22 protein-coding genes are annotated in these 24,058 nt (G+C 60.6%); 5 read left to right on the top strand and 17 right to left on the bottom strand.

Annotated elements, in window-relative coordinates; translation table 11 throughout:
* Positions 1 to 7 precede the first annotated feature (7 nt).
* From GGR30_RS18565 to GGR30_RS18580, 4 genes are all read right to left on the bottom strand, one after another.
* Positions 8 to 700, bottom strand: a complete 693-nt coding sequence (locus GGR30_RS18565) for a TetR/AcrR family transcriptional regulator C-terminal domain-containing protein (protein ID WP_343066520.1) — start codon at positions 698 to 700, stop codon at positions 8 to 10.
* Between the two features lie 112 nt (positions 701 to 812).
* Positions 813 to 1,802 (bottom strand): Hsp33 family molecular chaperone, encoded by a 990-nt coding sequence (locus tag GGR30_RS18570; protein ID WP_183489493.1) that lies wholly within the window; start codon positions 1,800 to 1,802, stop codon positions 813 to 815.
* 40 nt (positions 1,803 to 1,842) lie between these two features.
* A complete protein-coding gene (gene argF / locus GGR30_RS18575; protein ID WP_183489496.1) occupies positions 1,843 to 2,763 on the bottom strand; it encodes an ornithine carbamoyltransferase in 921 nt (306 codons plus the stop codon).
* 21 nt (positions 2,764 to 2,784) lie between these two features.
* Complete coding sequence (locus GGR30_RS18580; RefSeq protein ID WP_183489499.1) at positions 2,785 to 3,975, bottom strand: aspartate aminotransferase family protein; 1,191 nt, start codon at positions 3,973 to 3,975, stop codon at positions 2,785 to 2,787.
* 382 nt (positions 3,976 to 4,357) lie between these two features.
* On the opposite strand from GGR30_RS18580, the gene GGR30_RS18585 reads away from it, so the two are divergent.
* Positions 4,358 to 4,918, top strand: coding sequence for a GcrA family cell cycle regulator (locus tag GGR30_RS18585; RefSeq protein ID WP_183489501.1), 561 nt, complete (start codon positions 4,358 to 4,360; stop codon positions 4,916 to 4,918).
* 77 nt (positions 4,919 to 4,995) lie between these two features.
* On the opposite strand, the gene GGR30_RS18590 is transcribed toward GGR30_RS18585, so the two are convergent.
* Entirely contained in the window at positions 4,996 to 5,595 is a 600-nt protein-coding gene (locus tag GGR30_RS18590) for a GNAT family N-acetyltransferase (RefSeq protein WP_183489504.1), read from the bottom strand.
* Positions 5,596 to 5,720: 125 nt separating this feature from the next.
* Positions 5,721 to 6,854 carry an ornithine/lysine decarboxylase gene (gene odc2 / locus GGR30_RS18595; protein WP_183489507.1) on the bottom strand — a complete coding sequence of 378 codons (1,134 nt, stop codon included), beginning with the start codon at positions 6,852 to 6,854 and terminating at the stop codon, positions 5,721 to 5,723.
* Between the two features lie 528 nt (positions 6,855 to 7,382).
* Here odc2 and GGR30_RS18600 point away from each other — a divergent pair.
* From GGR30_RS18600 to GGR30_RS18610, 3 genes are all read left to right on the top strand, one after another.
* Positions 7,383 to 8,294, top strand: a complete 912-nt coding sequence (locus tag GGR30_RS18600) for a LysR family transcriptional regulator (RefSeq protein ID WP_183489509.1) — start codon at positions 7,383 to 7,385, stop codon at positions 8,292 to 8,294.
* Positions 8,295 to 8,370: 76 nt separating this feature from the next.
* Positions 8,371 to 9,012 (top strand): DUF1007 family protein, encoded by a 642-nt coding sequence (locus GGR30_RS18605; protein WP_246414027.1) that lies wholly within the window; start codon positions 8,371 to 8,373, stop codon positions 9,010 to 9,012.
* Positions 9,003 to 10,064 (top strand): nickel/cobalt transporter, encoded by a 1,062-nt coding sequence (locus GGR30_RS18610; protein ID WP_183489512.1) that lies wholly within the window; start codon positions 9,003 to 9,005, stop codon positions 10,062 to 10,064. Before GGR30_RS18605 ends, GGR30_RS18610 begins: the two co-directional genes overlap by 10 nt.
* A 5-nt stretch (positions 10,065 to 10,069) precedes the next feature.
* Here GGR30_RS18610 and ubiV read toward each other — a convergent pair whose 3' ends face one another.
* Genes ubiV through ubiT form a run of 3 tightly spaced genes read right to left on the bottom strand, consistent with a single transcriptional unit; the run spans position 10,070 to position 12,471 of the window.
* On the bottom strand, positions 10,070 to 10,981 hold the full coding sequence (ubiV, locus tag GGR30_RS18615; protein WP_183489515.1) for a ubiquinone anaerobic biosynthesis protein UbiV: 912 nt from the start codon (positions 10,979 to 10,981) through the stop codon (positions 10,070 to 10,072).
* 12 nt (positions 10,982 to 10,993) lie between these two features.
* Complete coding sequence (gene ubiU / locus GGR30_RS18620) at positions 10,994 to 11,971, bottom strand: ubiquinone anaerobic biosynthesis protein UbiU (RefSeq protein ID WP_183489518.1); 978 nt, start codon at positions 11,969 to 11,971, stop codon at positions 10,994 to 10,996.
* Positions 11,962 to 12,471 (bottom strand): ubiquinone anaerobic biosynthesis accessory factor UbiT, encoded by a 510-nt coding sequence (ubiT, locus tag GGR30_RS18625; RefSeq protein ID WP_183489613.1) that lies wholly within the window; start codon positions 12,469 to 12,471, stop codon positions 11,962 to 11,964. Before ubiT ends, ubiU begins: the two co-directional genes overlap by 10 nt.
* Positions 12,472 to 12,577: 106 nt before the next feature.
* Between ubiT and GGR30_RS18630 the strand changes: the two genes are divergently transcribed.
* Complete coding sequence (locus GGR30_RS18630; protein ID WP_183489520.1) at positions 12,578 to 14,071, top strand: UbiD family decarboxylase; 1,494 nt, start codon at positions 12,578 to 12,580, stop codon at positions 14,069 to 14,071.
* A 17-nt stretch (positions 14,072 to 14,088) separates the two neighbouring features.
* Here GGR30_RS18630 and GGR30_RS18635 read toward each other — a convergent pair whose 3' ends face one another.
* The 8 genes from GGR30_RS18635 to GGR30_RS18670 all read right to left on the bottom strand — a co-directional run bounded on the left by GGR30_RS18635 (position 14,089) and on the right by GGR30_RS18670 (position 24,057).
* Positions 14,089 to 14,841 carry an ABC transporter ATP-binding protein gene (locus GGR30_RS18635; RefSeq protein ID WP_183489523.1) on the bottom strand — a complete coding sequence of 251 codons (753 nt, stop codon included), beginning with the start codon at positions 14,839 to 14,841 and terminating at the stop codon, positions 14,089 to 14,091.
* Between the two features lie 20 nt (positions 14,842 to 14,861).
* Positions 14,862 to 15,695, bottom strand: coding sequence for a sulfate ABC transporter permease subunit CysW (cysW, locus tag GGR30_RS18640; protein ID WP_183489616.1), 834 nt, complete (start codon positions 15,693 to 15,695; stop codon positions 14,862 to 14,864).
* Between the two features lie 18 nt (positions 15,696 to 15,713).
* On the bottom strand, positions 15,714 to 16,577 hold the full coding sequence (cysT, locus tag GGR30_RS18645; RefSeq protein ID WP_183489526.1) for a sulfate ABC transporter permease subunit CysT: 864 nt from the start codon (positions 16,575 to 16,577) through the stop codon (positions 15,714 to 15,716).
* 101 nt (positions 16,578 to 16,678) lie between these two features.
* Complete coding sequence (gene cysP / locus GGR30_RS18650) at positions 16,679 to 17,686, bottom strand: thiosulfate ABC transporter substrate-binding protein CysP (protein WP_183489529.1); 1,008 nt, start codon at positions 17,684 to 17,686, stop codon at positions 16,679 to 16,681.
* Positions 17,687 to 18,862: 1,176 nt separating this feature from the next.
* Positions 18,863 to 19,807 carry a helix-turn-helix domain-containing protein gene (locus GGR30_RS18655; protein WP_183489532.1) on the bottom strand — a complete coding sequence of 315 codons (945 nt, stop codon included), beginning with the start codon at positions 19,805 to 19,807 and terminating at the stop codon, positions 18,863 to 18,865.
* 645 nt (positions 19,808 to 20,452) lie between these two features.
* Positions 20,453 to 21,547: an ABC transporter ATP-binding protein gene (locus GGR30_RS18660; protein ID WP_183489535.1), complete on the bottom strand. Its 1,095-nt coding sequence runs from the start codon at positions 21,545 to 21,547 to the stop codon at positions 20,453 to 20,455.
* 3 nt (positions 21,548 to 21,550) lie between these two features.
* Positions 21,551 to 23,233, bottom strand: a complete 1,683-nt coding sequence (locus tag GGR30_RS18665) for an alpha-glucosidase (RefSeq protein WP_425488366.1) — start codon at positions 23,231 to 23,233, stop codon at positions 21,551 to 21,553.
* Positions 23,230 to 24,057 (bottom strand): carbohydrate ABC transporter permease, encoded by an 828-nt coding sequence (locus tag GGR30_RS18670; protein WP_183489538.1) that lies wholly within the window; start codon positions 24,055 to 24,057, stop codon positions 23,230 to 23,232. The genes GGR30_RS18665 and GGR30_RS18670 overlap by 4 nt, the downstream gene beginning before the upstream one ends.
* Position 24,058: the final 1 nt, after the last annotated feature.

A 24,058-nucleotide genomic window follows, 5' to 3' on the forward strand; every position in this document is an offset into this window, starting at 1 on the left:
CTGGAATTCAGGTTCGGGCGGAATAGCGACTGAGGAACAGGGTGACGGCATTCTCCGCCATCTCCGAGATCTCCGCCTCGCTGGGCGGGGCATCCATCAGGCCGAACAGGCGTTGTTTCCAGAGATGCCCGGTGGAAAGTTCCAGTAGCTGGACGGCGGCAAGGCGCGGGTTCTCGGCCTGAAGTTCTCCGCTCTCGATACGCGCGACGACGAAGTCACTCACGGTGTCGACCAGATTTTCGGGATGACCGCCGAAAAATGAGCGTACGAGCTCGGGGAAACGCTCGGCAACGCCGATGGCGATCCGCATCGCCTTGACCGTCTCCTCGCAGGTCATGCCTGTGGCGAGGCGCGCGGAGAAGCGCTTCAGTATATCCTCGGCCGGACCTTCCGCATTCAGCGTTGCTCTCAGGTCCTCGAAAATACGCTGCTTGGCCTCGAGGATGATCGTCTGGAACAATTCGCCCTTGTTTTCGAAATAGACGTAGATCGTGCCCTTGGAAACGCCGGCGGCACGGGTGATGTCGTTCATGCTGGCGGCATCGAAACCGACATTCATGAAGACTTCCCGCGCCCCTTCGACGATCTGGTTGCGTTTGACGGGGTCTTCGCCTGCCGCATGCCGGCCCATACGCTTTAATGCGCACCGTGTCGGCTCTTCGCGGCGACAGAACCTGCTTTTCGATTTTCCAAAGCCCATTTCAACCCACACACCAGCGCACAAGGAAATGCGCCGTCAGCCTTTCGCGTTTTTCCTAGGGATACGCTGAGGCCCGGCGCATTTCAATGATTTAGTGAACTGATCGGTTCGATCAGTCTTCCCTGACTTCATCCGGCGTATAGACATAAGGCGTCGAGCAGAACTCGCAGGTCACCGTGATCTTGCCGTCCTCGATGCTGTCATCGACCTCCTCGGCGGTGAAGCCCTTGAGCACGCCGAGAATCCGATCACGCGAGCAACTGCAGCGGTCGTAGACGCCCTGGGCGGGATAGACCGTCACGCCACGTTCGTGGAACAAGCGGTAGAGCAGCCGTTCGGCGCCCACTTCCGGATCGGTCATCTCGTCGAGATCGATGGTCTCGACCAGCGCCTGGGCTTCGGTCCATGCGTCATCGGGGGCATGGGAGAGCGTACCGTCATCGCCGTCGCCGCCGTGGAGATCAGGCTGGCGCATGCGGCCCGCCTCCTCCGGCAGAAACTGGGCGACAAGACCGCCCGCCCGCCAGCGTTCGCGCGGCTGACCGTCATCGTCACGGTCGAGCAGTTTGGCGACGCCGAGCCTGACCGCCGTCGGGATCTGCTCCGACTGGCGGAAATAGCCCATGGCGATCATTTCCAACGAACTGCCGTCAAGCTCGACAATGCCCTGATAGGGCTGCATGAAACTGCCCTGGTCGATGGTAAAGGCGAGCACGCCGCGACCGAGGAGGTCCTCCGGCGCCGACTTGCCTGCGGCAACCGCCGCCTCCAGCGCTTCCTCGTTGAAGCGGGCATAGCCGCGCAGCGCGTCCGGCGTCGAGAAATCGGCGACCAGAAGATCGACGGGTCCGTCGCTCTTGGTCTGCACGGTGAACTTCCCTTCGAATTTCAGCGACGTGCCGATAAGCGCCGTCAGCACCACGACCTCGGCGAGAAGCCGGGCAACGGGCTCGGGGTAGTCATGGCGCGACAGGATGGCGTCCAGCAACGGCCCGAGCTGGACCGTGCGGCCGCGCACATCGAGCGCATCCACCTGGAAGGGCACAACCATGTCGTCTCCGGCGAAACCGAGTTCGCCGAGCTGCTGTTTCAGATCCTGCATATTTCGTCTCCTTCACCCCTTCGCGGGGGAGACCGGTGGCTCAGTCAATAGCCCCGAGACACCAGGCCATTACGGATTTCTGGGCATGAAGCCGGTTCTCGGCTTCATCGAACACGACCGATTGCGGCCCGTCCATCACCTCGTCAGTCACTTCCTCGCCGCGATGGGCCGGCAGGCAGTGCATGAAGATCGCATTGTCGGCAGCGCGCGCCATCAGCTCGGCATTGACCTGATAGGGCTGGAAGACATTGTGTCCGCGCGCCTTGTGTTCCTGGTTCATCGAGACCCAGGTATCGGTCACCACGCAATCGACGCCTTCAACCGCCTTCTTGGCATCCTCGAAGAAGGTCACTTCGGCGCCTTCCTTGCGGGCCCAGTCGACAAAGCGACTGTCGGGTTCGGATCCCGGCGGCACGGCGATGTTGACGCGATATTTGAACCGCGCCGCACCCTCGAGGAAGGAATGCAGCACATTGTTGCCGTCTCCGGTCCAGGCGATCGTCTTGCCGGCGACCGGCCCCAGATGCTCCTCGAAGGTCTGCAGATCGGCCATGATCTGGCAGGGATGGGTGGCATCGGTCAGCCCGTTGATCACCGGCACGGTCGCATATTCGGCAAGCTCCAGAAGCCGCGAATGATCGGTGGTGCGGATCATGATCGCATCGACATAGCGCGACAGCACGCGGGCCGTATCGCCGATCGTCTCGGCGCGGCCGAGCTGCATGTCCTTGCCCGAAAGCACCAGCGTATCGCCGCCGAGCTGGCGCATGCCGATGTCGAAGGACACGCGGGTGCGCGTCGACGGCTTCTCGAAGATCATCGCCAGCACCTTGCCGGCAAGCGGCTTGTCGGCGGTGCCCGCCTTCTGGGCAGCCTTGCGGGTCGCCGCGTCATCCAGGATGTCGCGCAATGCGGTTGCCGAAACGGCGGAGAGATCGAGAAAATGTCTCGGAGAGGACATGGAACTACTCTTTCTAATGCTTCAGGCGGACCGGGCGGGCGAAAGCTTCGCCGCAGCGCGCGAGAGCCGCGCAAGCCCTTCCCGGACTTCGTCGTCACTGACGGTGAGCGGCGGCAGCAGGCGCACGACATTGTCGCCGGCGGGCACCGACAGCAGTTTCTCGTCGCGCATCGCCGCCGCAAGTTCGCCGGCCGGCACCTTTGCCTTGACGCCGACCATCAGGCCTTCGCCGCGAATTTCCTCGATCACGTCGGGATAGCGGTCCTTCAGTTCGGCAAGCCCCTGACGGAACAGAAGGCCCATCTCGCGGACATGGGCAAGAAAACCCTCTTCCAGCACCACGTCGAGAACGGCATTGCCGACGGCCATGGCCAGCGGATTGCCGCCGAATGTCGTGCCATGCACGCCCGGCACCATGCCCGAGGCCGCCTCGTCGCTGGCAAGGCAAGCGCCGACCGGAAAGCCGCCGCCGATCCCCTTGGCAATCGCCATGATATCGGGCGTGACGCCGGTTTGCTGGTAGGCAAACAGCGTTCCCGTCCGCCCGACGCCGGTCTGCACCTCGTCGAAGATCAGCAGCAGGCCCTGTTCATCGCAGATCTCGCGCAATGCCTTGAGGAAGGCCTTGTCGACGCTGCGCACGCCGCCCTCGCCCTGGATCGGTTCGATCATCAGTGCGGCGGTCGTCTCGCCGATCGTCTCCTTCAGCAGGTCGATATCGCCGGCCGGGATCTGGACGAAGCCCGGCGCCTTCGGGCCGAAGCCCTCCATGTATTTGGCCTGGCCGCCGGCCGCGATCGTGGCGAGCGTGCGCCCGTGGAACGCGCCCTCGAAGGTGATGATGTCGATCTTTTCCGGGTGGCCCTTGGCAAAATGATAGCGCCGCGCGGTCTTGATCGCGGTCTCCAGCGCTTCCGCGCCGGAATTGTTGAAGAACACCTTGTCGGCGAAGGTCTCCGCCGTCAGCCGTTCGGCAAGCTTCTCCTGGCCCGCGACCTCGTAGAGGTTCGAGACATGCCAGAGCCTCTCCGCCTGATCCTTCAGCGCTTCGACCAGATGCGGATGAGCGTGGCCAAGGGAATTGACCGCGACGCCGGCCGCAAAGTCCAGATATCGCTCGCCCTTGTCCGTCACAAGCCAGACGCCTTCGCCGCGCTCGAACCGGAGCGGTATTCTGGCGAAAGTGTTGAAGAGCGGCGATGATGCGGACATGGTGGTCAAGCTCCCGGCAAGGACAATATGCCAGCCAGTTTCAGTCTGGGGCGGTTGCGGAAATTAAAAATGCCGCCTCAGGCGGCGGCTCGGCATATATTGTCATCTCCAACCCCAATGTCAACAAAGGCGGTGCAGCGCAACACGATCGCGCGCATGGCGCATGATAAATGCGAAAAACACCAAGTTGGGGAAAACCGCGAAAAAGGATTCCGCCGATTCGCTGTCGCCTTGCCACGATAGTGCCATGGGCCTAACTTAAGCCCCAACAGAGAACTGCAGGCGGCGGATCTGATTACCCGGATTGGCGACACTTTCCTGTTTCGGATGCATTCCGGAGCATGGTGACCGATTCCGCCCGCAAATAAGCCGGAGATAACGCATGAGCTGGACAGACGAGCGTGTTGAAAAACTCAAACAACTCTGGTCCGAAGGGCTGAGCGCGAGCCAGATCGCCAATCAGCTCGGCGGCGTGAGCCGCAACGCCGTCATCGGCAAGGTGCACCGTCTGGCGCTGCCGGGCCGCGCCAAGAGCGGCGGGGCCGCCCCATCTGCCGCGACCCGCGCGACTGCCCGCAACACCGCACCGCCGCGCGCGCCGAACTTCGCTTCGCGCGCCGCCGGCCGCAAGCCTTCGGATACGCCGGTATCGGCACCGAGCGCGCCGCGCACCGCCGGCGCCACCGCGTTGAAACAGGAGATCGTCGCCGAGGCCGAGGCTGCACCTGAACAGAAGACCGCGCCCGACAACAATGTCGTGCCGATCATGCGCAAGATCGCGCTGACGGATCTGACGGAGCGGACCTGCAAATGGCCGGTCGGCGACCCGACCCAGGATGATTTCTACTTCTGCGGCTGTGAATCGCCGGAGAACTCGCCCTATTGCAAATACCACGCAAAGCTCGCCTACCAGCCCGCCAGCGACCGCCGCCGGGCCGGCTGATCCGGAGCTTCTGGTGCCGAAAAAAGACCCTCGCAGCATGGCCGCGAGGGTCTTTTCATATCCGGGATGAAGACGGATCAGGCAGCGCGGCGCAGCGGCTTGACGCGGGCGGACGGCGCCTTGGCGCCGGCGGCAACGAGAAGGCCGGCAGCGCCCGAAAGAAAGCCCTCCCTCAGTTCCAGACCAAGAAAACGGCAACGTTCGAACGGGCCGGGCATGACGAGATGCTCCGCTTTTTCGGCGGCAAAGCCGAAACGCTGATAGTATTCCGGATCGCCGACCAGCAGGATCGCGCCATGGCCACGGGCATCAGCCGCGGCAATTGCCGCGCGCATCAGGGCCGAACCGACGCCCTTGCCGTTCGTCGAAGGATCGACGGCGAGCGGGCCAAGCAGCAGCGCGGGCACGGCGCGACCGGCAGCATCCACGCCGGCATCGACATGCCAGAGCCGGACCGTGCCGATCAGAACGCCATCCTCATCGCGGGCAACGAGCGCCAGGCCGTCGGCCGGCAGCCGGTTGCGGCGCAGCTTTTCCGAGGATTTCTTCTTGCGCATCGGGCCCATGGCGCGATCGAGAAGGTTTTCGCGCGCGACGACATCAAAAGCGGCCTCCTCGCCAATGGTGAAGGCCGGCGCGTCAATGACGAGAACAGTGTCCTGAAAGAAAGGGGCCATCAGACCAATCCCCCAAAAAATCAGCCTCAAAAAACCGGCAGCGTTTGCCGCGCCGGCGTGCTACCGAGACTGCGGCCGCAGGGAGGGCCGCAGTCTCACTTCACACCCGTCATCCGAAGAGGTCTTCAGATGACGTAGGACTTGAGCGGTTCGAAGCCGTTGAAGGCGACGGAGGCATAGGTCGTCGTATAGGCGCCGGTGCCTTCGATCAGAACCTCGTCGCCGATCGTGAGCGTGATCGGCAACGGATACATGTTCTTCTCGTACATCACGTCGGCGCTGTCGCAGGTCGGACCGGCCAGGACGCAGGGCTCCATCTCGTCGCCGTCGCGATCCGTACGGATCGGGTAGCGGATGGCTTCGTCCATGGTTTCGGCGAGACCGCCGAACTTGCCGATGTCGAGGAACACCCAGCGATGCTTGTCATCATCGGACTTCTTCGAGATCAGGACAACTTCCGACTTGATCACGCCGGCATTGCCGACCATGCCGCGACCCGGCTCGATGATCGTCTTCGGCAACTGGTTGCCGAAGTGACGCGAAAGGGCTGCGAAGATCGCCTGGCCGTAGGCTTCCGCCGTCGGCACGTCGCGCAGATATTTGGTCGGGAAACCGCCGCCCATGTTGACCATCTGCAGGTAGATGCCCTGCTTGGCCAGCTGTGCGAAAACCCGCTTTGCGTCCGCAAGGGCAGCATCCCAGGCTTCGAGCTTGGTCATCTGCGAGCCGACATGGAAGGAAACGCCGTAGCTTTCCAGACCCAGCTGATGCGCATAGACCAGAACGTCGACGGCCATCGGCGGAACGCAGCCGAACTTGCGCGACAGCGGCCATTCGGCGCCTTCGCCATCGGTCAGGACGCGGCAGAACACGCGGGCGCCGGGGGCGGCGCGGGCGATCTTTTCGACTTCCTCATGGCAATCGACAGCAAAGAGGTTGACGCCGAGCGCATGAGCGCGGGCGATGTCGCGCTCCTTCTTGATGGTGTTTCCATAGGAAATACGGTCAGCGCCGGCGCCGGCCTCAAGGGCCATTTCGATTTCGGCCACGGAGGCGCAATCGAAATTGGAGCCGAGGCTGGCGAGGAGTTCAAGGATCTGTGGCGCGGGATTGGCCTTGACCGCATAATAGATGGCGCTGTCGGGCAGCGCGCGGCGGAAGGCGGTATAGTTGTCGCGCACGACTTCGCGATCGACGACCAGGCAGGGGCCTTCGGGACGGCGGGTCTTGAAGAATTCTGCGATACGTTCGGTGGTCATGGTAACCCCCTTCTTTCGAAGCAATGACCCTGAAGCTAGGGTCGACAAAGGGCGCATCGCTCCGCGAACGAACCCGGCCGGTGGAGACCCCGGGGACCGTTAGCGGCGACCGCTCAAGATTGAACAAGCCTTGCGGCTTATCCGGCTTTGTCTGCCTTGGATTGGAGGGATATCCCGACCGCACTTCCGGCAATGATGGTATGTGCCTCTTTAGTACCCCGGCCGTTGGAAAGCCGGGAGACACCAGAAAGGCCCGCACCGTCGTTGCTTCAAGATGTCCTCGCTTGACCGGTTGGCCGGAGAAGCGACTGGAGGGGTTAATTCCAGGTACCTTACCGATGATCCTCACCATTCGAGGGTTCGGCGGACACCCACAGGCACGCGCGACTTTGGGCAAGCGGAGAGATATTAAAATCGCTCTTGAAAATCAAGTGGGTGAACCCCAAAATCCTCCAATACAAGATCGCATTCGTGCTATCTGTTTGACAAAGCTCAAACAAATTTCCCTGCCAGCCAACAGGAGCGGCCATGGACACCCTGACGCGGATGCGTGCCTTTATCGATGTGGTCGAAGCCGAGGGGTTTTCCGCCGCCGCTCGCAAGACCGGACGCTCAAAGGCGCTGCTTTCCAAATATGTGCGCGAGCTTGAGGATGACCTCGGCGCGTTGCTGCTCAACCGCACCACGCGGCAGTTCTCGCTGACGGAGGCGGGCCATATCTATTTCCGCCGCGCCGCCGAGATCATCCAGGAGGTCGACAACCTCTCCGATGCCGTGCGCGCCAACAATACCGACCTGCGCGGCAGGCTGCGGATTTCGGTCCCGCGCACCTTCGTCGATGCGCCCGCCGGCCAGTCACTGATCGATTTCGCCAAGGCGCATGCCGAACTGACGCTCGAGATCGTCGCCGAGGACCGTTTCGTCGATCTGGTCGAGGAAGGCTACGACGTCGCCGTCAGGATCACCCGGCTTGAGGATTCGACGATGATCGCCCGCAAGCTCGCCGATTCGATCAACCGGGTCTGCGCCTCGCCCGCCTATCTGGCCAATCTGGAAAAGCCGCTCGACAAGCCCGCGGACCTTGCCCACCACCCGGTGATCGTCGACACCAATCCGAAATCCTTCAACACGATGCGCTTCGTGAACCCGGAAGACGGCACGTCCTTCAGCGTGCCGATCCACGGGCCGATCGAGGTGAACTCGCCGATGGTGACCATGCGCGGCGCGCTGTCCGGCCTTGGCATCGCGCTTCTGCCCGATTTCGTCGCCCGCCGGGCGATCGATTCCGGCGAACTCGTGTCGCTGTTCGATGAATATCTGCCGCAACAGGCCGGCATCTATGCCGTCTTTCCGCACCGCCGCTATCTGCCCGTCAAGGTCCGTTCCTTTGTCGACTTTCTGTCAAAGTGGTTCCGGGAAAACGACTGCGAAAAACACTGAGCCGGCACGTTTCTGACTCAATTCTGGTCCATGAGACCACAATCCGGCCAGCTCGCCGCCATCGGGGGATGATGACTTGAAAATCAAAGCCGCGCTTTTGGGTGTGCTCTGCGCCGCCGGGGCCTCCGGACCGGCCTTCGCGCACCCGCATGTCTTTGTCGATGCGCGCCTCGAGGTGGTTGCCGACGGGGACGGCAACGTCGCGGCGTTGCAGAATGTCTGGCGCTTCGACGAGTTCTTTTCCTCCTCTGTGATCCTCGACTACGACACCAATATGGACAACCAGCTGACGGGCGACGAGCTTACCGAGATCGGTGAGACCGTGCGCCAGTCGCTCGCAGAATATAATTACTACACGCAGATCAGCGACAATGGCGAGGACGTGAAACTTGCCATGCCGGATGTCATTCATGCCGACATGGTGGACGGGCAGTTGCTGCTGTTCTTTGCCGCAAAGCCCGAAGAGCCGCTGCCGCTTTCCGGTCACCTGACCTTCGGCGTCTATGACCCGACAATGTACACGGCGATCGAGTTTCGCAACGACGGCGATCTGGTGATCGAGGGTGAAGCCTTCGACAAATGCGAAAAGAACGTTCTGCGGCCTGACGCCGACCAGATCCTGTCGGAAAACGCCGACAGCCTGACTGCCGCCTTCTTCAACGACCCGACCGATATGAGCAAGCTGTTCGCCACCAAGCTGGATATCACATGCGACTAGCCCGTCCCCTTCTCGCCGTTTTCCTGATGGTCCTCGCCTTTGTCGCCGGCGCGAAATTCGCCGCCGCCCAGTCGCCGCTCGGCATCGGCGCCTCGGAGCCGTCCTTTTCCTCCTCCTTCGGCCCGTTCCAGGGTCTTCTGATCACCATCAACCACTACCAGCAGCAGTTCTACCGGGCGCTCACCGGCGCGCTGAAAGCCATGCAGGACGACCCGGTCAAGGTGCTCGGCCTCGTCGGGCTCTCCTTCGCATATGGCGTCTTTCACGCGGCCGGCCCCGGTCACGGCAAGGCGGTGATCTCATCCTACATGATTGCCAACGAGATCGAACTGAAACGCGGCATTCTGATCTCGCTCTTGTCGTCGCTGGCACAGGGGCTGACGGCCGTACTGCTGGTTGGCGCAGCCTATCTCGTGCTGCGCAGAACTGCCGTTTCCATGGGTGATGCGACAGTGTTCATGGAACGGGCGAGCTTTCTTCTGATCGCCGGGTTCGGCGCCTGGCTCGTCTTTTCCAAGTCACGTCCGTTGTTTTCCGGCCATGACGGCCATGCATTGGCCCTTGCCGGTGCAGGCGGCGATCATCATGGGCACGACCATGATCACGCACACGCCGACCACCATCACCATCATGACGACCATCATCATGCCGCGCATGATCATGTTCACGGCCCCGATTGCGGCTGCGGCCACGCCCACATGCCCGAGCCGTCGACGCTTGGCGGTAAGGATTTTGACTGGAAGGGCGCAGGCGCGGCAATCCTCGCCATTGGCATGCGCCCCTGCTCCGGCGCGCTGATCGTGCTGACCTTCGCCCTGCTGAATGGCCTGATCCTCGGCGGCATCGCCTCGGTCTTCGCCATGGCGATCGGCACGGCGATCACGGTTTCGGCGCTCGCCATCATCGCCGTTTCCGCCAAGGGGCTCGCCATCCGGCTCGCCGGCCCCGGCTCGGGACGTGCAACGACCATCGGCCGCGTCATCGAGATCGGCGGCGCGTTTCTGGTGATGCTGATGGGCCTCACCCTGTTTGCCGCCTCGATGGCCGGCTGAGACGCTCAGGCGTCCGCTGCCGCAGCCACCATAGCCGCCCCTTCGCGCCCGTAGAGAAACCCGTTGGAGAGCGGAACGTCGGGATAGATCGCGCTCAACCGCGCCCTTGCCGCTTTGGCATCCAGCGTGCCGTCAAGGACGGCGCGATAGACCTCGGCCACCGCCACCATGTCACAATCCTGCGGCGACAGACGGAAGCGATTGATGCCCGCGCGCCTCAATTCGTCCAGCTCGCCGATGAGCGACTGGCAGGTGTGCGACATGGTCTGAACGCCGTTAAGGCTGAGGAACGGCTGGCGATCAAGCGTACGCACATCGAGACCGTCCGGCTCCTCCGCACAGACGAACATGCAATTGTCCTTGATCTTGCCCTTCGAGCGCGCATGGGCGCAACGCGCCGAAATCGCCAGCGGAACGCGACCGAAGGCGAAGACCTCAAGCTCGACCCCAGGTTCGTCTCCGGCAATTGCCGCAACCGAGTTCATCGGCAGTTCGGGCGGCAGGCAGAGCGCGGTCGCGCCCCGCGTCTTCAAGAGCCTTGCCGTTGCCGCGTTATAGACATTGACGAGCGGGCCGACCGTATGCGGCCTGCTGTCGAGATACATGAAGGCGGAGAGATCGTTCACCTCGATCAGCCGGTCGGTCTCTTCGGCGATTGCGCGCAACTTCTTCGTCTCGCGCATCAGCGTCACCAGCGCATAGGTGGAGATCACCACTTCCTTGCCGGCGGCCTCCAGCCGTTCGATCACTTCGTCCATATGCGGATCGATGAAATGCTGACGCTTGGAACAGACCGTCTCACCGACGATGACGCGCGAAACGGGCGCTTCATCGGCGATGCGGAAATAGAAGTCGCGCCATTTCGGTCCGTCCCAGAGATAATAGACCGGGCCGAGCGTGAGTTGCGTGCTGGTCATGCGATCTCCTCCTTATCGCCACTTCTTTTCATAGGCGCCAGACGTCGTCTTCTGGCCTTCCGACAGGCCGCGCAGCCCGGCGAGCAGCGACGCCCGGCGTTCCGGCTCGGCATCGAGCGCGGCCTTGAGCGTCGAAACGACCTCGGCCACATAGGCCTTGCCGCGCTGGCGACCCTCGATCTTCAACGCCGAAACGCCCGCCGCGCGAAGCGCATCGATCTCGCTCATCACATCGAGCGACACCGGATCCTCGAAGGCATAGCCGCAGGCCTCGCCGACATCGAACCGGCCCTTGCAGAGCGTCGGATAGCCGGCGGGCTCGCCCTGGCCGAAGCGGTTGATCGTGTAGCCGCCAAGCTCAGAAACCATCTCATTTCCTTCGCGGCGATAGCGCACATGGCTTGCAGGCGAACAGACGCCGTTCATGTTCGGCGACTTGCCGGTCGCATAGGAAGACAGCGCACAGCGCCCCTCGGCCATCACGCAGAGCCCGCCGAAGACGAAGACCTCGATCTCGCATTTCACGGCCTTGGAAATCCTGGCGATGTCGGCAATCGTCAGCGTGCGCGGCAGGACCACGCGCTTCGCACCGAAGGCATCGACCAGAAAACTGATCGCATCCGCATTGGAGGCCGAGGCCTGAACCGAGACATGAAGGCGCTGCTCCGGCAGGTTTTCCGCCACATAGGCCATCAGCCCCATATCGGCCAGGATCAGGGCGTCGGCGCCAAGCCGCGAGGCATCGCGCGCGCCTTCATACCAGACCTCTTCCGCTCCAGCGCGCATGAAGGTGTTGAGCGCGACCAGAACCTTGGCGCCGTGGCGGTGGGCGTAGGCGATCGCCTCGCCCAGTTCGTCACGCGAAAAATTCAGGCCCGGAAAATTGCGGGCATTGGTCTCGTCGCGGAAACCGCAATAGACAGCGTCCGCGCCGGCGTCGACGGCGGCGCGAAAGGCGGACGGGGTGCCGGCGGGGCAGATCAGCTCCATGAACGCGGCTCCTCGAACAGGACCTTGCCGCGAATGCGCGCCGCCGTACGGGCAACGACCGGGGCAAAGGGACCGGCAAGCGTCGAAAGATCGGTCGGCAGGTCGATCTCGCAATCATCAAGCGCGTTTCTCAGCGCCAGCATGGCTTCCATGTCGCCCGAGATCGCCAGATCGCGCGAGAAGAACAGCGCATCGCCGTCCAGCCGGCCTTCCATCAGAGCCAGCAGCATGAAGAACGGGCCTTCGACGGACGCATCTGCGCCATCTGCCGCATCGCCGCGCAGCACGGTGACCTCTTCGTCAGCCGGGGATACAACGAAGACGAAAGGCAGATCGATCGGGCGAAACGCATAGCGTTTGGACCTGTGTTCGCCCAGACGTTCAAACAGGCCGGGGTGGCGGCGGACCAGCCGCTGCAGCAGCATGTTGGCGGTGCGCTCGGCAATCGGAACCGGCACAAGATCAAAGGGTATCGCGAGTGCTGGCGGAAGTCTCATCAGTTCTGCCTTTTGTTAAGCCGTGATGGCTGCAAACTATCGGCAGTGTGGCCGCTCCGATTTGAGCTAGCGCAAAGACCCGAGCTTTTGCGAACGTCAATGAAACAACATGAAAAAAGACACGCCGCCGCACCGTTATGACGGGCTCCAGGACTTCCTTGAAACACTCGAACGCCGTGGCCGGCTGAAGCGGATTTCAAGGCCGGTCGCGCTGAAACACGAGATCACGGAAATCCACAGGCGGGTGCTTGCACAGCGCGGCCCGGCGCTGATGTTCGAAAAGCCGGTGGACGATAACGGAAGAATCAGCGCGATCCCGCTCGTCACCAACCTCTTCGGAACGCGCGAGCGGATCGAATGGGGGTTCGGTCTGGCCGAAGGCGGAATCGGCGAACTGGCCACGCTTCTGAGCGAGCTGAAATCCCCCCATCCGCCGGCAAGCCTGAAGGATGCAATGGGAAGCCTTCCGCTTTTGCGCTCGGCGCTTTCGCTTGGCGTGAAGGAAGAACACCGGCCGCCCTGCCAGGAGATTGTCTGGCGCGGCGAGGATATTGATCTTGGCCGTCTGCCGATCCAGTGGTGCTGGCCGGGTGAGCCGGCGCCGCTTGTCACCTGGCCGCTGGTGATCACCCGTGAATGCGGGGGCTCCGGTCCCGTCAATGTCGGCGTCTACCGCATGCAGGTGCTCGGACAGAACCGGCTGATCATGCGCTGGCTCGAGCAGCGCGGCGGGGCAAAACATTTCCGTTCGTGGAAAAAAGCCGGCAAGGACATGCCGGTGGCGATTGCCATCGGCGCGGATCCGGCCACGATCCTGTCCGCCGTCATGCCGCTGCCGGAGGATATGAGCGAGCTCGATTTCGCCGGCGTGCTCAGAGGTCGCAAGACCCGCATCGCCCCTGCCCTCACCCAGCCACTTTCCGTACCCGCCAATGCGGAAATCGTGCTGGAGGGCACGGTCTCAGTGACCGAGGAGGCCGATGAGGGGCCATACGGCGACCACACCGGCTATTTCAACGCCGTCGAACGCTTCCCGGTGGTCACGATCACAGCGATCACCATGCGAAAAAGGCCGGTCTACCTGTCGACCTATACCGGACGTCCGCCGGACGAACCCTCCGTGCTCGGCGAGGCCATGACGGAGCTGTTCATTCCGCTGGTCAAGCAGCAGTTTCCCGAGATCACCGACATCTACCTGCCGCCGGAGGCCTGTTCCTACCGCGCCATCGTCGCCTCGATCGACAAGCGCTATCCCGGCCAGGCGCGCCGGGTGATGATGGGGCTCTGGTCGATGCTGTCGCAGTTCAACATGACCAAGCTGATCATCATCGTCGACCCCGATATCAATGTCAGACGCTGGGACGATGTGATGTGGGCGCTCGCGACGCGTTTCGATGCCTCGCGGGATACGCTCATCCTTGAGAGCACGCCGGTCGACTATCTCGACTTCGCCTCTCCCAAGCCGGGGCTCGGCGGCAAGCTCGGGCTGGATGCGACCAACAAGATCGGCCCGGAGACCGACCGCGAATGGGGCGAGGTGCTGACTATGCCGGATACGGTGAAGGACAGCGTCGACCGGATGTGGCACGAACTGGGGCTTTGAGGGAGCGCGAAGGCCGGTCAGATTCCGGCGCCCTGGTTTTCGTAATTCGCCATGCCTTCCAGAAACTCCGCAACGAAGGGGCTCGCCGGCGTGCGCAGCAACTCATCGGCCGTGCCGAACTGTTCGATCCGCCCATCCGACATGACGGCGATGCGGTCGGCAATCTCGAAGGCCTCTTCCTGGTCGTGGGTGACCAGAATGGCGGAAATGCCGACCCGCTTCTGCAGGTCGCGCAGCGCGGTGCGAAGCCCCTTGCGGATCTTGGTATCAAGCGCGGAAAACGGCTCGTCCAGCAGAAGCAGGCGCGGCTCGATGGCCAGCGCGCGTGCAAGCGCCACACGCTGGCGCTGACCGCCGGAAAGCTGCGAGGGATAGCGGTCTGCCAGATGGCCGATCTCGGCCATGTCGAGCAGGGTCTTCACCCGTTCGCCGATCTCGCCGCGCGAGGGCCTGTTCCCGCGCGGACGCATCTTCAGTCCGAAGGCGGTGTTGGCGGCAACGCTCATATGCTCGAACAACGCATAGCTCTGGAACACCATGCCGAAGCGGCGCAGCCGCGCCTCAAGCCCGGTAATGTCCTCGCCCTCCATCAATAGCCTGCCGCTGTCTGCAAACTGCAAGCCGGCGATGATCCGCAAAAGCGTGGTCTTGCCGGAGCCGGACGGGCCCAGGAGCGCAACAAACTCGCCCGGCGCCACGTCGAGATTGACGGCATCCAGCACCAGATTGCTGCCATAGGATTTCGATACATTTTCGATCTCAAGACCCATGATCGGTCTCCCGGTTGAACTCAGTGCACATTCGGATGCCGCGCCTCGATCACCGATCGCAGGATCAGCGTGAGAACGGCGATCACGGCAAGGATGGTGGCGGCGGCGAAGGCGCCGGTCACGTTGTAATCATCATAGAGAAGCTGGACCTGCAGCGGCAGCGTCATCGTTTCCCCGCGGATATTGCCGGAGACGACGCTGACGGCGCCGAATTCGCCGATGACGCGGGCGTTCGCCAGAACTGCGCCATAAAGCAGCGCCCAGCGGATATTGGGCAGCGTCACATAGAAGAAGGTCTGCCAGCCATTGGCGCCGAGCGTGAGCGCAGCCTCTTCCTGGTCGCGCCCGCTAATCTCCATCAGCGGGATCAGCTCGCGCGCGACGAAGGGGCAGGTGACGAACAGCGAGACCAGAACGATACCGGTCAGATTGAACATCAGCTGGATGTTCCACTGGTCGAGAAACCCGCCGACGAGCCCGGTCGAGCCATAAACGAGCAGATAGCAAAGACCGGCGACGATCGGCGAGATCGAAAACGGCAGTTCGATGATGGTGACCAGCGCGCGGCGGCCCGGAAAACGAAAGCGGGTGACCGCCCAGGCCGCACAAATGCCGAAGACGATGTTGACCGGCAGTGCGATCAGCGCCGTGATCACCGTCAGCGTGATCGCATGCAGCGTTTCCGGCTCGTTGATGCTGGCAGCGTAAGCGCCGATCCCGGCAGAGAAAGCGCGCACGAAGATCGCAAGGCTCGGCAGGCCCATCACCAGAGCCGCGAAGGCGACGGCGATGATGACCAGAACGAAACGGCGTGCACGGCGGCGGCGCACCAGGGCGCGAACCTGCGGATGCATGGTGTTTTCCGCCATGGCTCAGCCTCCCCTCTTCAGGTGACGTCCGGCGCGACCGGTGGCGATATTGGCCGCAATCAACACGACCAGCGCCAGCAGCAGCAGCGTTCCGGCAATCGCGCTTGCGGCGGGAAAATCATATTCATCGAGGCGGATCATGATCAAAAGCGAGGCGATCTCGGTCTTGTAGGGCATGTTGCCGGCAATGAAGATCACCGCGCCGAATTCACCGAGCGAACGGGCGAAGGCGAGCGAAGCGCCCATGATGAAGCTTGGCCAGAGCTGCGGAAAGATGATGTGGCGGAACACCTGAATGTCGCGCGCGCCCAGTGTCTGCGCCGCTTCCTCGAGATCCGTTCGGAGGCTTTCCATGACCGGCTGCACGGTTCTGACGCCGAAGGGTACGGAGGTGAAGGTCATGGCGATCGCGATGCCCCACCAGGTATAGGCGACCTTGATGTTCATCTCCGCCAGCAGCATGCCCATCCAGCCATTGCGGTCGTAAAGGGCCACAAGCGCGATGCCGGCAACGGCGGTCGGCAGCGCAAACGGCAGGTCGATCAGTGCATCGAGCAGTCGCTTGCCGGGAAATTTGTAACGCACGATGACCCAGGCGAGCAGCAGGCCGAAACAGGCATTGAAAACCGTCGCCATCAACGCCGCCGAAATGGTCACCCGGAAAGCTGCCAGCGTGCGGTCCGACGAGATGATGCGCCAGTAATCGCCAAACCCGAGTTGCCCGAGTTGAAAGAAAAGGGCGCTCAGCGGCAAGAGGATGATCAGGCAGGTAAACAGCAGCGTGACGCCAAGCGTCAGCCCGAAACCGGGGATAACACGGCCGGAGGCCCGTCGTGATCGGCTGGCTTGTGGAACGGTAATCGACATGATGGCCCTGATTGATGTGGTGGAAGGATGCACCACATCGGTGGCGGAAAGGCAAGAGGCCCGCACACAAGCGCGAGCCCCGGATTGTCAAAGGATGTGGCTCAGTTGCCGGACTGGATCTGGTCGAGCACGCCGCCATCGCTGAAGTGGGTTTCGTTGGCTTCGCCCCAGCCGCCGAAGATCTCCTCAACGGTCACCAGCTTCACCTCCGGGAACTTGTCGGCATATTCGGCCTTCACTTCCGGGTTGTGAACGCGGTTGTTGAAGGAGGCGACGATTTCCTGGCCTTCCTTGGTATAGAGGAATTCCAGATAGGCCTTGGAAACATCAAGCGTGCCACGCTGTTCGGCAACCTTCTCGACGACGGCGACCGGGAATTCGGCCAGGAGCGAGATCGAAGGCACAACGCGCTGGTATTCATCTTCGCCATACTGGGCGCGGATGTTTTCGACTTCAGCCTCGAAGGTGATCAGCACATCGCCGATCTCGCGTTCGACAAAGGTCGTGGTCGCGCCGCGGCCGCCGGTATCGAAGACGGCAACATTGCCGAGAATATCGCCGACGAATTCCCGCGCCTTGGCGTCATCGCCGCCGAACTTGTCGAGCGCATAGGCATAGGCCGCCAGATAGGTGTAGCGGGCGTTGCCGGAGGTCTTCGGATTGGGGAAGACGAGCTGGACATCGTCACGGGCAAGATCATCCCAGTCCTTGATATCCTTCGGATTGCCCTCGCGCACCAGGAAGGCCGGCAGCGAGTAATAGGGCGATGCATTGTTCGGCAGCGCCTGCTGCCAGTCCTCGGCGACAAAACCGTTGTCGGCGAGGATCTGCACGTCGAGCACCTGGTTGAAGGTCACCAGATCGGCCTTCAGTCCCTGCAGAATGGCGCGGGCCTGCTTGGAGGAACCGGCATGGGACTGCTTGATGGTGACGTCCTGCCCGCTTTCGTTCTTCCAGTATTCAGCGAAAGCCGGGTTGATCGTCGCGTAGAGCTCGCGCGCGATGTCATAGGACACGTTGAGAATTTCCACCTGTTCCTCGGCCTTTGCAGGCGCACCGGCGGTCAGGAGGAGAGCGGCGCCAAGCGCGGCGAAAAGTGTTTTTTTCATAGGGGAAACCATTTTCTCGTGTTTCGAACTGTGGCGAAATCTAGAAAACCTGATCGCCCGTTCCAAGAAAACGGTTCGCCGCAACGCACCTAGAATGGAAAATTAAATTTAATCTTTAGCCATTTGACGCCCGTTGTTTCTGCAGTGCAAAAAACGAGGGGATGTGGCCGCCTCAGGGCCGATGAAGCGGAGCTGCAATGTCAGCCGGTTAAAGTCTCCGGCGTTTTGAGAGCCGTTATTCGGCTCCTTGTCCGTGAAGGGAAGACCTGTGCACCGAAGCTGGAGTATCGCTGTGGCCCGCAGAGCCCTGAGCCGACCCGAAGCCTCTCTTTTAGGAAGCCACGCATGGCCGCGACCTCCACCGGGGCTAAGCCCTCATGCAGGTCACCGCCATGCGTCCAAAGAGGCAACCCTTTTGCGCACCCCTTTTGGCCGGATTTGGTCCGGAGCTTGAAGAACCTACCTCTCATAGGTTCCCTTAGGAATAGGTAATAAAAAGTGCTTCTTCAAAATTTCTGGATGATCGAAGACTAAAGTGACGAAAGTAATAAAAAAAGAAAAAAGAGAAAAAATAAAAACAACGCAATAGCGATAAACCATCGCCGATTATAAACAGGCGTTATTTGATAACAACGTCGGCATAAAGAGACCCCAAGACGGAGCTTGTGCCCGCACCTGCAAGTGAATATTCGCAGCGCTTTCCGATTGGATGTCTCGGATCGTGATGATTGAAGTTTGGTATTGAAGGGCATTGTCTTTAGAGCGGAAAAGACGGAACCGAGGCGACCTTTGTCTCCGCTGCCGATGAAGAGCAAGACGAGGACATAAGCCGTGTTTTTCGGGTGAGCCGGACCATCTGGACGACTTTGAGACGGTAAACGCTTACCCCTGATGCAAAGTAGCGACCATAGACCGCGGTAGCACCATCCAGCCTGCACGAAGTTTCACAATGCAATTCCGCCTCCAATCAGGAACGCCAAGCGCACCGCTACCGGAAACCTGGCAACTCATATCGCCCGCTCCTGAGGCAATGTTTTCCAAAAAGCGATGAACCGGATCGCCCGGAAGGAGCGTTCGTCTGAGTAGCGGAAGAAATAAGCCCTGTATCGCCCGCACGTCCCCAATCATGTGCCGAACGTACCGAACCGGCTTGACGATGATGGCAGACGGTCTTCGTCAGAGGCCCGCGAACCATTCAGACCAGGTATATCGGGACGAGGCGCCCGATGGGTCGGGAAGCGCGATCGCATGACGTTGCCGCCTGGCATCGCCCGGTGTCATGCCATACCGACGGCGGAACGCCCGGATAAAGGCGCTTTCGGACTGGAACCCCACGGAAGCGGCGATGACATTGTTGTTAAGCGGCTCCGACCGCGGATCGGTGAGTTTCTGATAGGCCGCAGCCAGCCGCCGTTGACGCACGAAGGCAGCGACGCCCCCATAGGGTTCGAAATGGCGATAGAGCCCGGTTCGCGAAATACCGAAGCGGGAGGCGATGTCCTCAACCGTCAGACTATCGCTCTCAAGGTTGGTATCGATGTGCCGGCGCACCTCCTGAAGCACGCTTTGCCGCAGCAATGCCTTCTGCTCGCATGTCTGGTCCCTGCCGCTATTGATGACGGCGGCCAGGAATTGGAGCAGCGCCGAGAAAACCTCCGGTCCCTCCTCAACCCGCATCCTGGGCGCCATTCGGTAGACGTCGAGAATGTGTGAGCGAAACAGACGCGCGAGTGGCGTGTTGCGACCGATGCACCGATAATGGAGCCCCTCGGGATCATGCAACAATGGAGCAAGCCGGTCGCGTGGGACGGCAAGGGCCATGAGGTCGAAATCCTCGTTGACGGTGTCGAGAGGCTCGGCATTGTCGAAAATGCAGATATCTCCGGCATCAAGGATGGTATCGCCGCCGGGCGCGCGGGCATGGCAGCGCCCTTTGCGGAAGATCTGGATCATGTAATTGTCGATGCCATCCAGGCCGATCTGAGCCCGGCTGCGCGAAAAGGCCTGCTGCACGCTCACACAACGCCCCAACGTTCCGGCACCGAGGAGAAAACTGTCCACTTCGACCCGGAAAGGATCACGGGACGGGTCATCGAGCGCAGGCACATAGAGCTGGCTCATTGCCTCCCGCCACTGGCTGTAATCGGCGCTCGAAAAAAAATCGTGTGGGATTGTTCCCGCACCCTCTGGCTCGGTTCTCGTCCCTCCAGGCAAATTGCTCCCCCTATGACGGCCGCGGCGGCGCTATCTAGTTCTATCCAGTAAATCTGATAAAAGATAAACTTAAGAGCACAGGATGTGAAGGTTGCCGGAACACGCACTTCTATTGCTTCGAGGCAAATGCCGATTTCGACGTAATCGTAATCCATCAGCGCCTTGGATCTTGCGAGGCGCTGTCGGAAACGAAGCCGGGATCGGAGAACTATTGTAGGTGGAATACATCAACACAGCACACCGCCACGGGCGCCGTGCCTTTGAGGCAATCAGAGTTCTGTTTGGATTATTGGTGCCCCTTGCCGGATTGATAGCACCCATAGCATCATTGTTTTTATTTTATTTTTTCCAACTGAGTCATTTAATGATACACATAATGTTACCCATTTTGCGCCCCATAAACAATCAAGCGAACGGCTGTGAGCCCCGTCGAGATTTTGTAGAAACCGACCGAGAGCTCTCATGACCGCTCAGCGCTAGTGCTGCGCCCCGGCCGTGAAGTCCGAACAACGGAATACCATCTGAAAGAAATGGGCACCTCCAAAACGGCGATCAGACAGCCATTTCTTTGACGCGGCGCCCGTCGGCATCGAACAGATGAAGGCAGTCTTCTTCTGCGCCGAGAAAGACGAAGTCTCCGCGCTTGATGTTTGGTTCACCAGGAAGTTTGACCACAAAGGGCGTTTCCTCCCGACCGATGTCAACATAGGCAAGCGTGACCTCCCCCAAAGGTTCTGTCATCATCACCTTGCCGGCAAACAATGCGCCTTCTTTCGCCACCAGTGTCGTGTCTTCAGGTCTTAATCCAATATACCCCGGACCGCCTGTTCCCGGCAGAGGTCGCGAAATATGTATACGCTCGCCCGCCTCCAACGCGATCGCGAAGCCGTTGTCGTCCGGAGAAAAAACGCCGGAAACAATATTCATGGATGGCGAACCGATGAACTTGGCAACAAACAGGTTTGCCGGATTGCGATAAAGCTCCATCGGTGTCCCGAACTGTTCGATCATGCCCTGATTGAGGACCACGATCCGGTCGGCCAGCGTCATCGCCTCGACCTGATCATGGGTCACATAAACCATTGTCGTATCGCTCATGCGCTCGGCAAGACGGGCAATTTCGAGGCGCGTCGCTACTCTCAAGGCCGCATCGAGGTTACTCAATGGTTCGTCGAAGAGAAAAACCCTCGGGTCACGGGTAATGGCGCGTCCGATGGCAACGCGCTGGCGCTGGCCGCCCGACAGTTCCTTGGGCTTTCTGTCGAGGTAGGGAGTAATCTGCAGGATTTCCGCAGCCTCCCGAACACGCCGATCGATCTCGCTCTTGAGCGTGTTGCGTCCCAAAGACAGACCGAAGGCCATGTTTTCGTAAACGGTCATATGCGGATAGAGAGCATAGGACTGGAAAACCATGGCTATGCCGCGTTCTTTCGGGGTCAGGGAATTCACTACACGCCCGTCAATTTCCAGCGTGCCGGCGGTAATCTCCTCCAGGCCCGCAATCATGCGGAGAAGCGTGGATTTTCCACAGCCAGACGGTCCAACGAAAACGACGAATTCGCCAGGGTGAATGTCGAGGTCAATGCCGTGAAGCACCTCGACCGAGCCGTAGCTCTTTTTGACACTGGACAGGGTTACACCGGACATGGATCATTTCCTCTCGATTTTTCCGAAGAATGCGCTGGTGCCTTCCAATGAGATGACGCCATCTGACACGCTGTTCCTGAAACTTGGCACCTCAAGTGCGCTGAACGTGCTCACATCGAAGGGCGGCTTATATCGCGCCGGCCAGCGCCCCAGATTGAAGACACAGAGGACCTCCTCGTCTGCATACATACGGCGGAAAGCCAGGATCGGCTCGCCGCCAACGCTGGCCGGGAGCAGTTCGATATCCCCTTTGATCATCGCCGGATGAGCACGCCGGAAAGCGAGAAAAGCCCTGTAATGCGACAAGACGGAGGTCGGATCGGCTTCCTGACGGTTCACAGCCAGCGGCAGATGGTTGCTATCCACCGGCAACCAGGGGCGGGCTGGCGAAAAACCGGCATGATCCGCTTTGCTGTCCCAGGGCATTGGGGTACGGCAACCGTCACGACCCTTGAACTCGGGCCACAGCCGAATGCCGTAGGGATCGACGAGATCCTCGTAGGCCAGTTCGGCCTCGGCCAGCCCGAGCTCTTCACCTTCATAACAACAGACCGATCCGCGAAGCGAAAGCAGGAGCGAACCCATAAGCTTGGCAAGCTGGCCGTCATCATCGGCATGTTCATGCCACCGGCTGACGTGTCGCGAAACATCGTGATTGGAGAAAGCCCAGCATGGCCAGCTGCCGGCTGCCTTTTCCTCAAAGCGGGCAATTCGCTTTCGGAAAATGTCAGCATCGTACTCGTCACCCAGAAAGTCGAAGGTGTAAGCCATGTTGAGCTTGTCGTTGTTCGACGTGTATTCGGCCATCAGGTCAAGCGACTGAGGACCATAGCCGATCTCGCCGACGCTTGCAGAGCCCGGATATTCGTTCAGCAAAGCCCGGAAACGGCGCAAGAAATCCACTGTTTCGGGGCGATTCTTGTCAAACAGATGGTTCTGGTAGTGATACGGCTCGATCTCTTTGGACTTCTCGACAAAGTCTGCCGGCGGATTGGAACGAAGGCGTGCGTCGTGACAGTAAAAGTTCGTCGTATCGAGCCGGAAACCATCGACGCCGCGTTCCAGCCAGAAGCGTACCGTATCCAGAATAGCGTCCTGCGCTTCCGGATTGAGCAAATTAACATCCGGTTGTTCAGCCAGGAAGTTATGAAGGTAGTATTGTCGACGCGTGCTGTCCCATTGCCAGGATGAACCGCCAAAGACCGAAAGCCAGTTATTCGGGGGTGAGCCGTCAGGCTGCATGTCAGCCCAGACGAACCAGTCCGCCTTTGGGTTGGTTCGGCTTGACCGGCTTTCGATGAACCACGGATGCTGGCTCGAAGCGTGGCTTAGAACCTGGTCAATCATGACCCGAAGACCGAGACGATGCGCCTCGGCAATCAAGGCATCAAAATCGTCAAGAGAGCCAAACATCGGGTCGACATCGCAATAATCCGAAATGTCATATCCGAAGTCCTTTTGTGGCGAGGCGAAAAAGGGCGAAAGCCAGATCGCGTCAACGCCAAGCGTCGCAACATAGCCCAGCCGGGCGGTTATTCCGGCGAGGTCCCCAATGCCGTCGCCATTGCTATCCTGAAAAGACCGGGGATAGATCTGATAGATGACGGCGCCGCGCCACCAGTTTTCATCGCTGGAGATAGAGGCGAAGCCATTCTTCATATCTTTGGAAGGCATAATAAAAGTCATCCTTTGACACCTCCGGCAGTCAGACCAGAGATGATCTTTCGTTGGAAAATGAGAACCAGCCCGATCAGCGGAACCGTGACAATCACCGAGGCGGCCATGATGTTGCCCCACGGAACCTCGAACTCGGTGGCGCCGGACAGGAGCGCGATTGCCACCGGAACGGTTCTGAGGTCATCGTTGGAAATAAAAGTGAGCGCGAACAGGAACTCGTTCCACGCGTGAATGAAGGCAAGCAGCCCGGTCGTGACCAGTGCCGGCCACATCAGCGGCAGGAACACTCGCGTCACGATCGTCCACGGAGAAGCGCCGTCAACGATCGCCGCTTCCTCGATTTCGACGGGCAGGTCGCGCATGAATGTGGTCAGGACCCAAACCGTAAACGGCAGGGTAAAGATCATATAGGCAAGGACGAGCGACCAGAGTGAATTATAAAGGCCGATCGCGCGAATGACTTCAAACAGCCCCGCCAGCACTGCGATTTGCGGGAACATCGATACCGACAGGATCGTCAGAAGCAGCAATCCGCGGCCCCGGAACTGAATGCGGGCCAACGCATATGCCGCAGTGACTGCCAAAAGAAGCGAAATCAGAACGACGACCGTGGCTACGAAGACGGAATTCAGGATGTTTCTCGGAAAGGTCCCGTTGCCAAGAACAGCCATGTAGTTGGAGAGATTGAAATCAACCGGCAGATAGTTCACCCGGAACAGGGCCGTGCCGGACTTCATCGATGTCAGGGCGGCGTAGTAAAAAGGGAAAACCGACTGCAGCACAATGAATGCGACCAGAGCATAGAATGCAACTTGCTTGATCAGGCGCGGCATA

Origin of the sequence: Martelella radicis, assembly GCF_014196625.1 — a bacterium.
GTDB lineage: Bacteria > Pseudomonadota > Alphaproteobacteria > Rhizobiales > Rhizobiaceae > Martelella > Martelella radicis.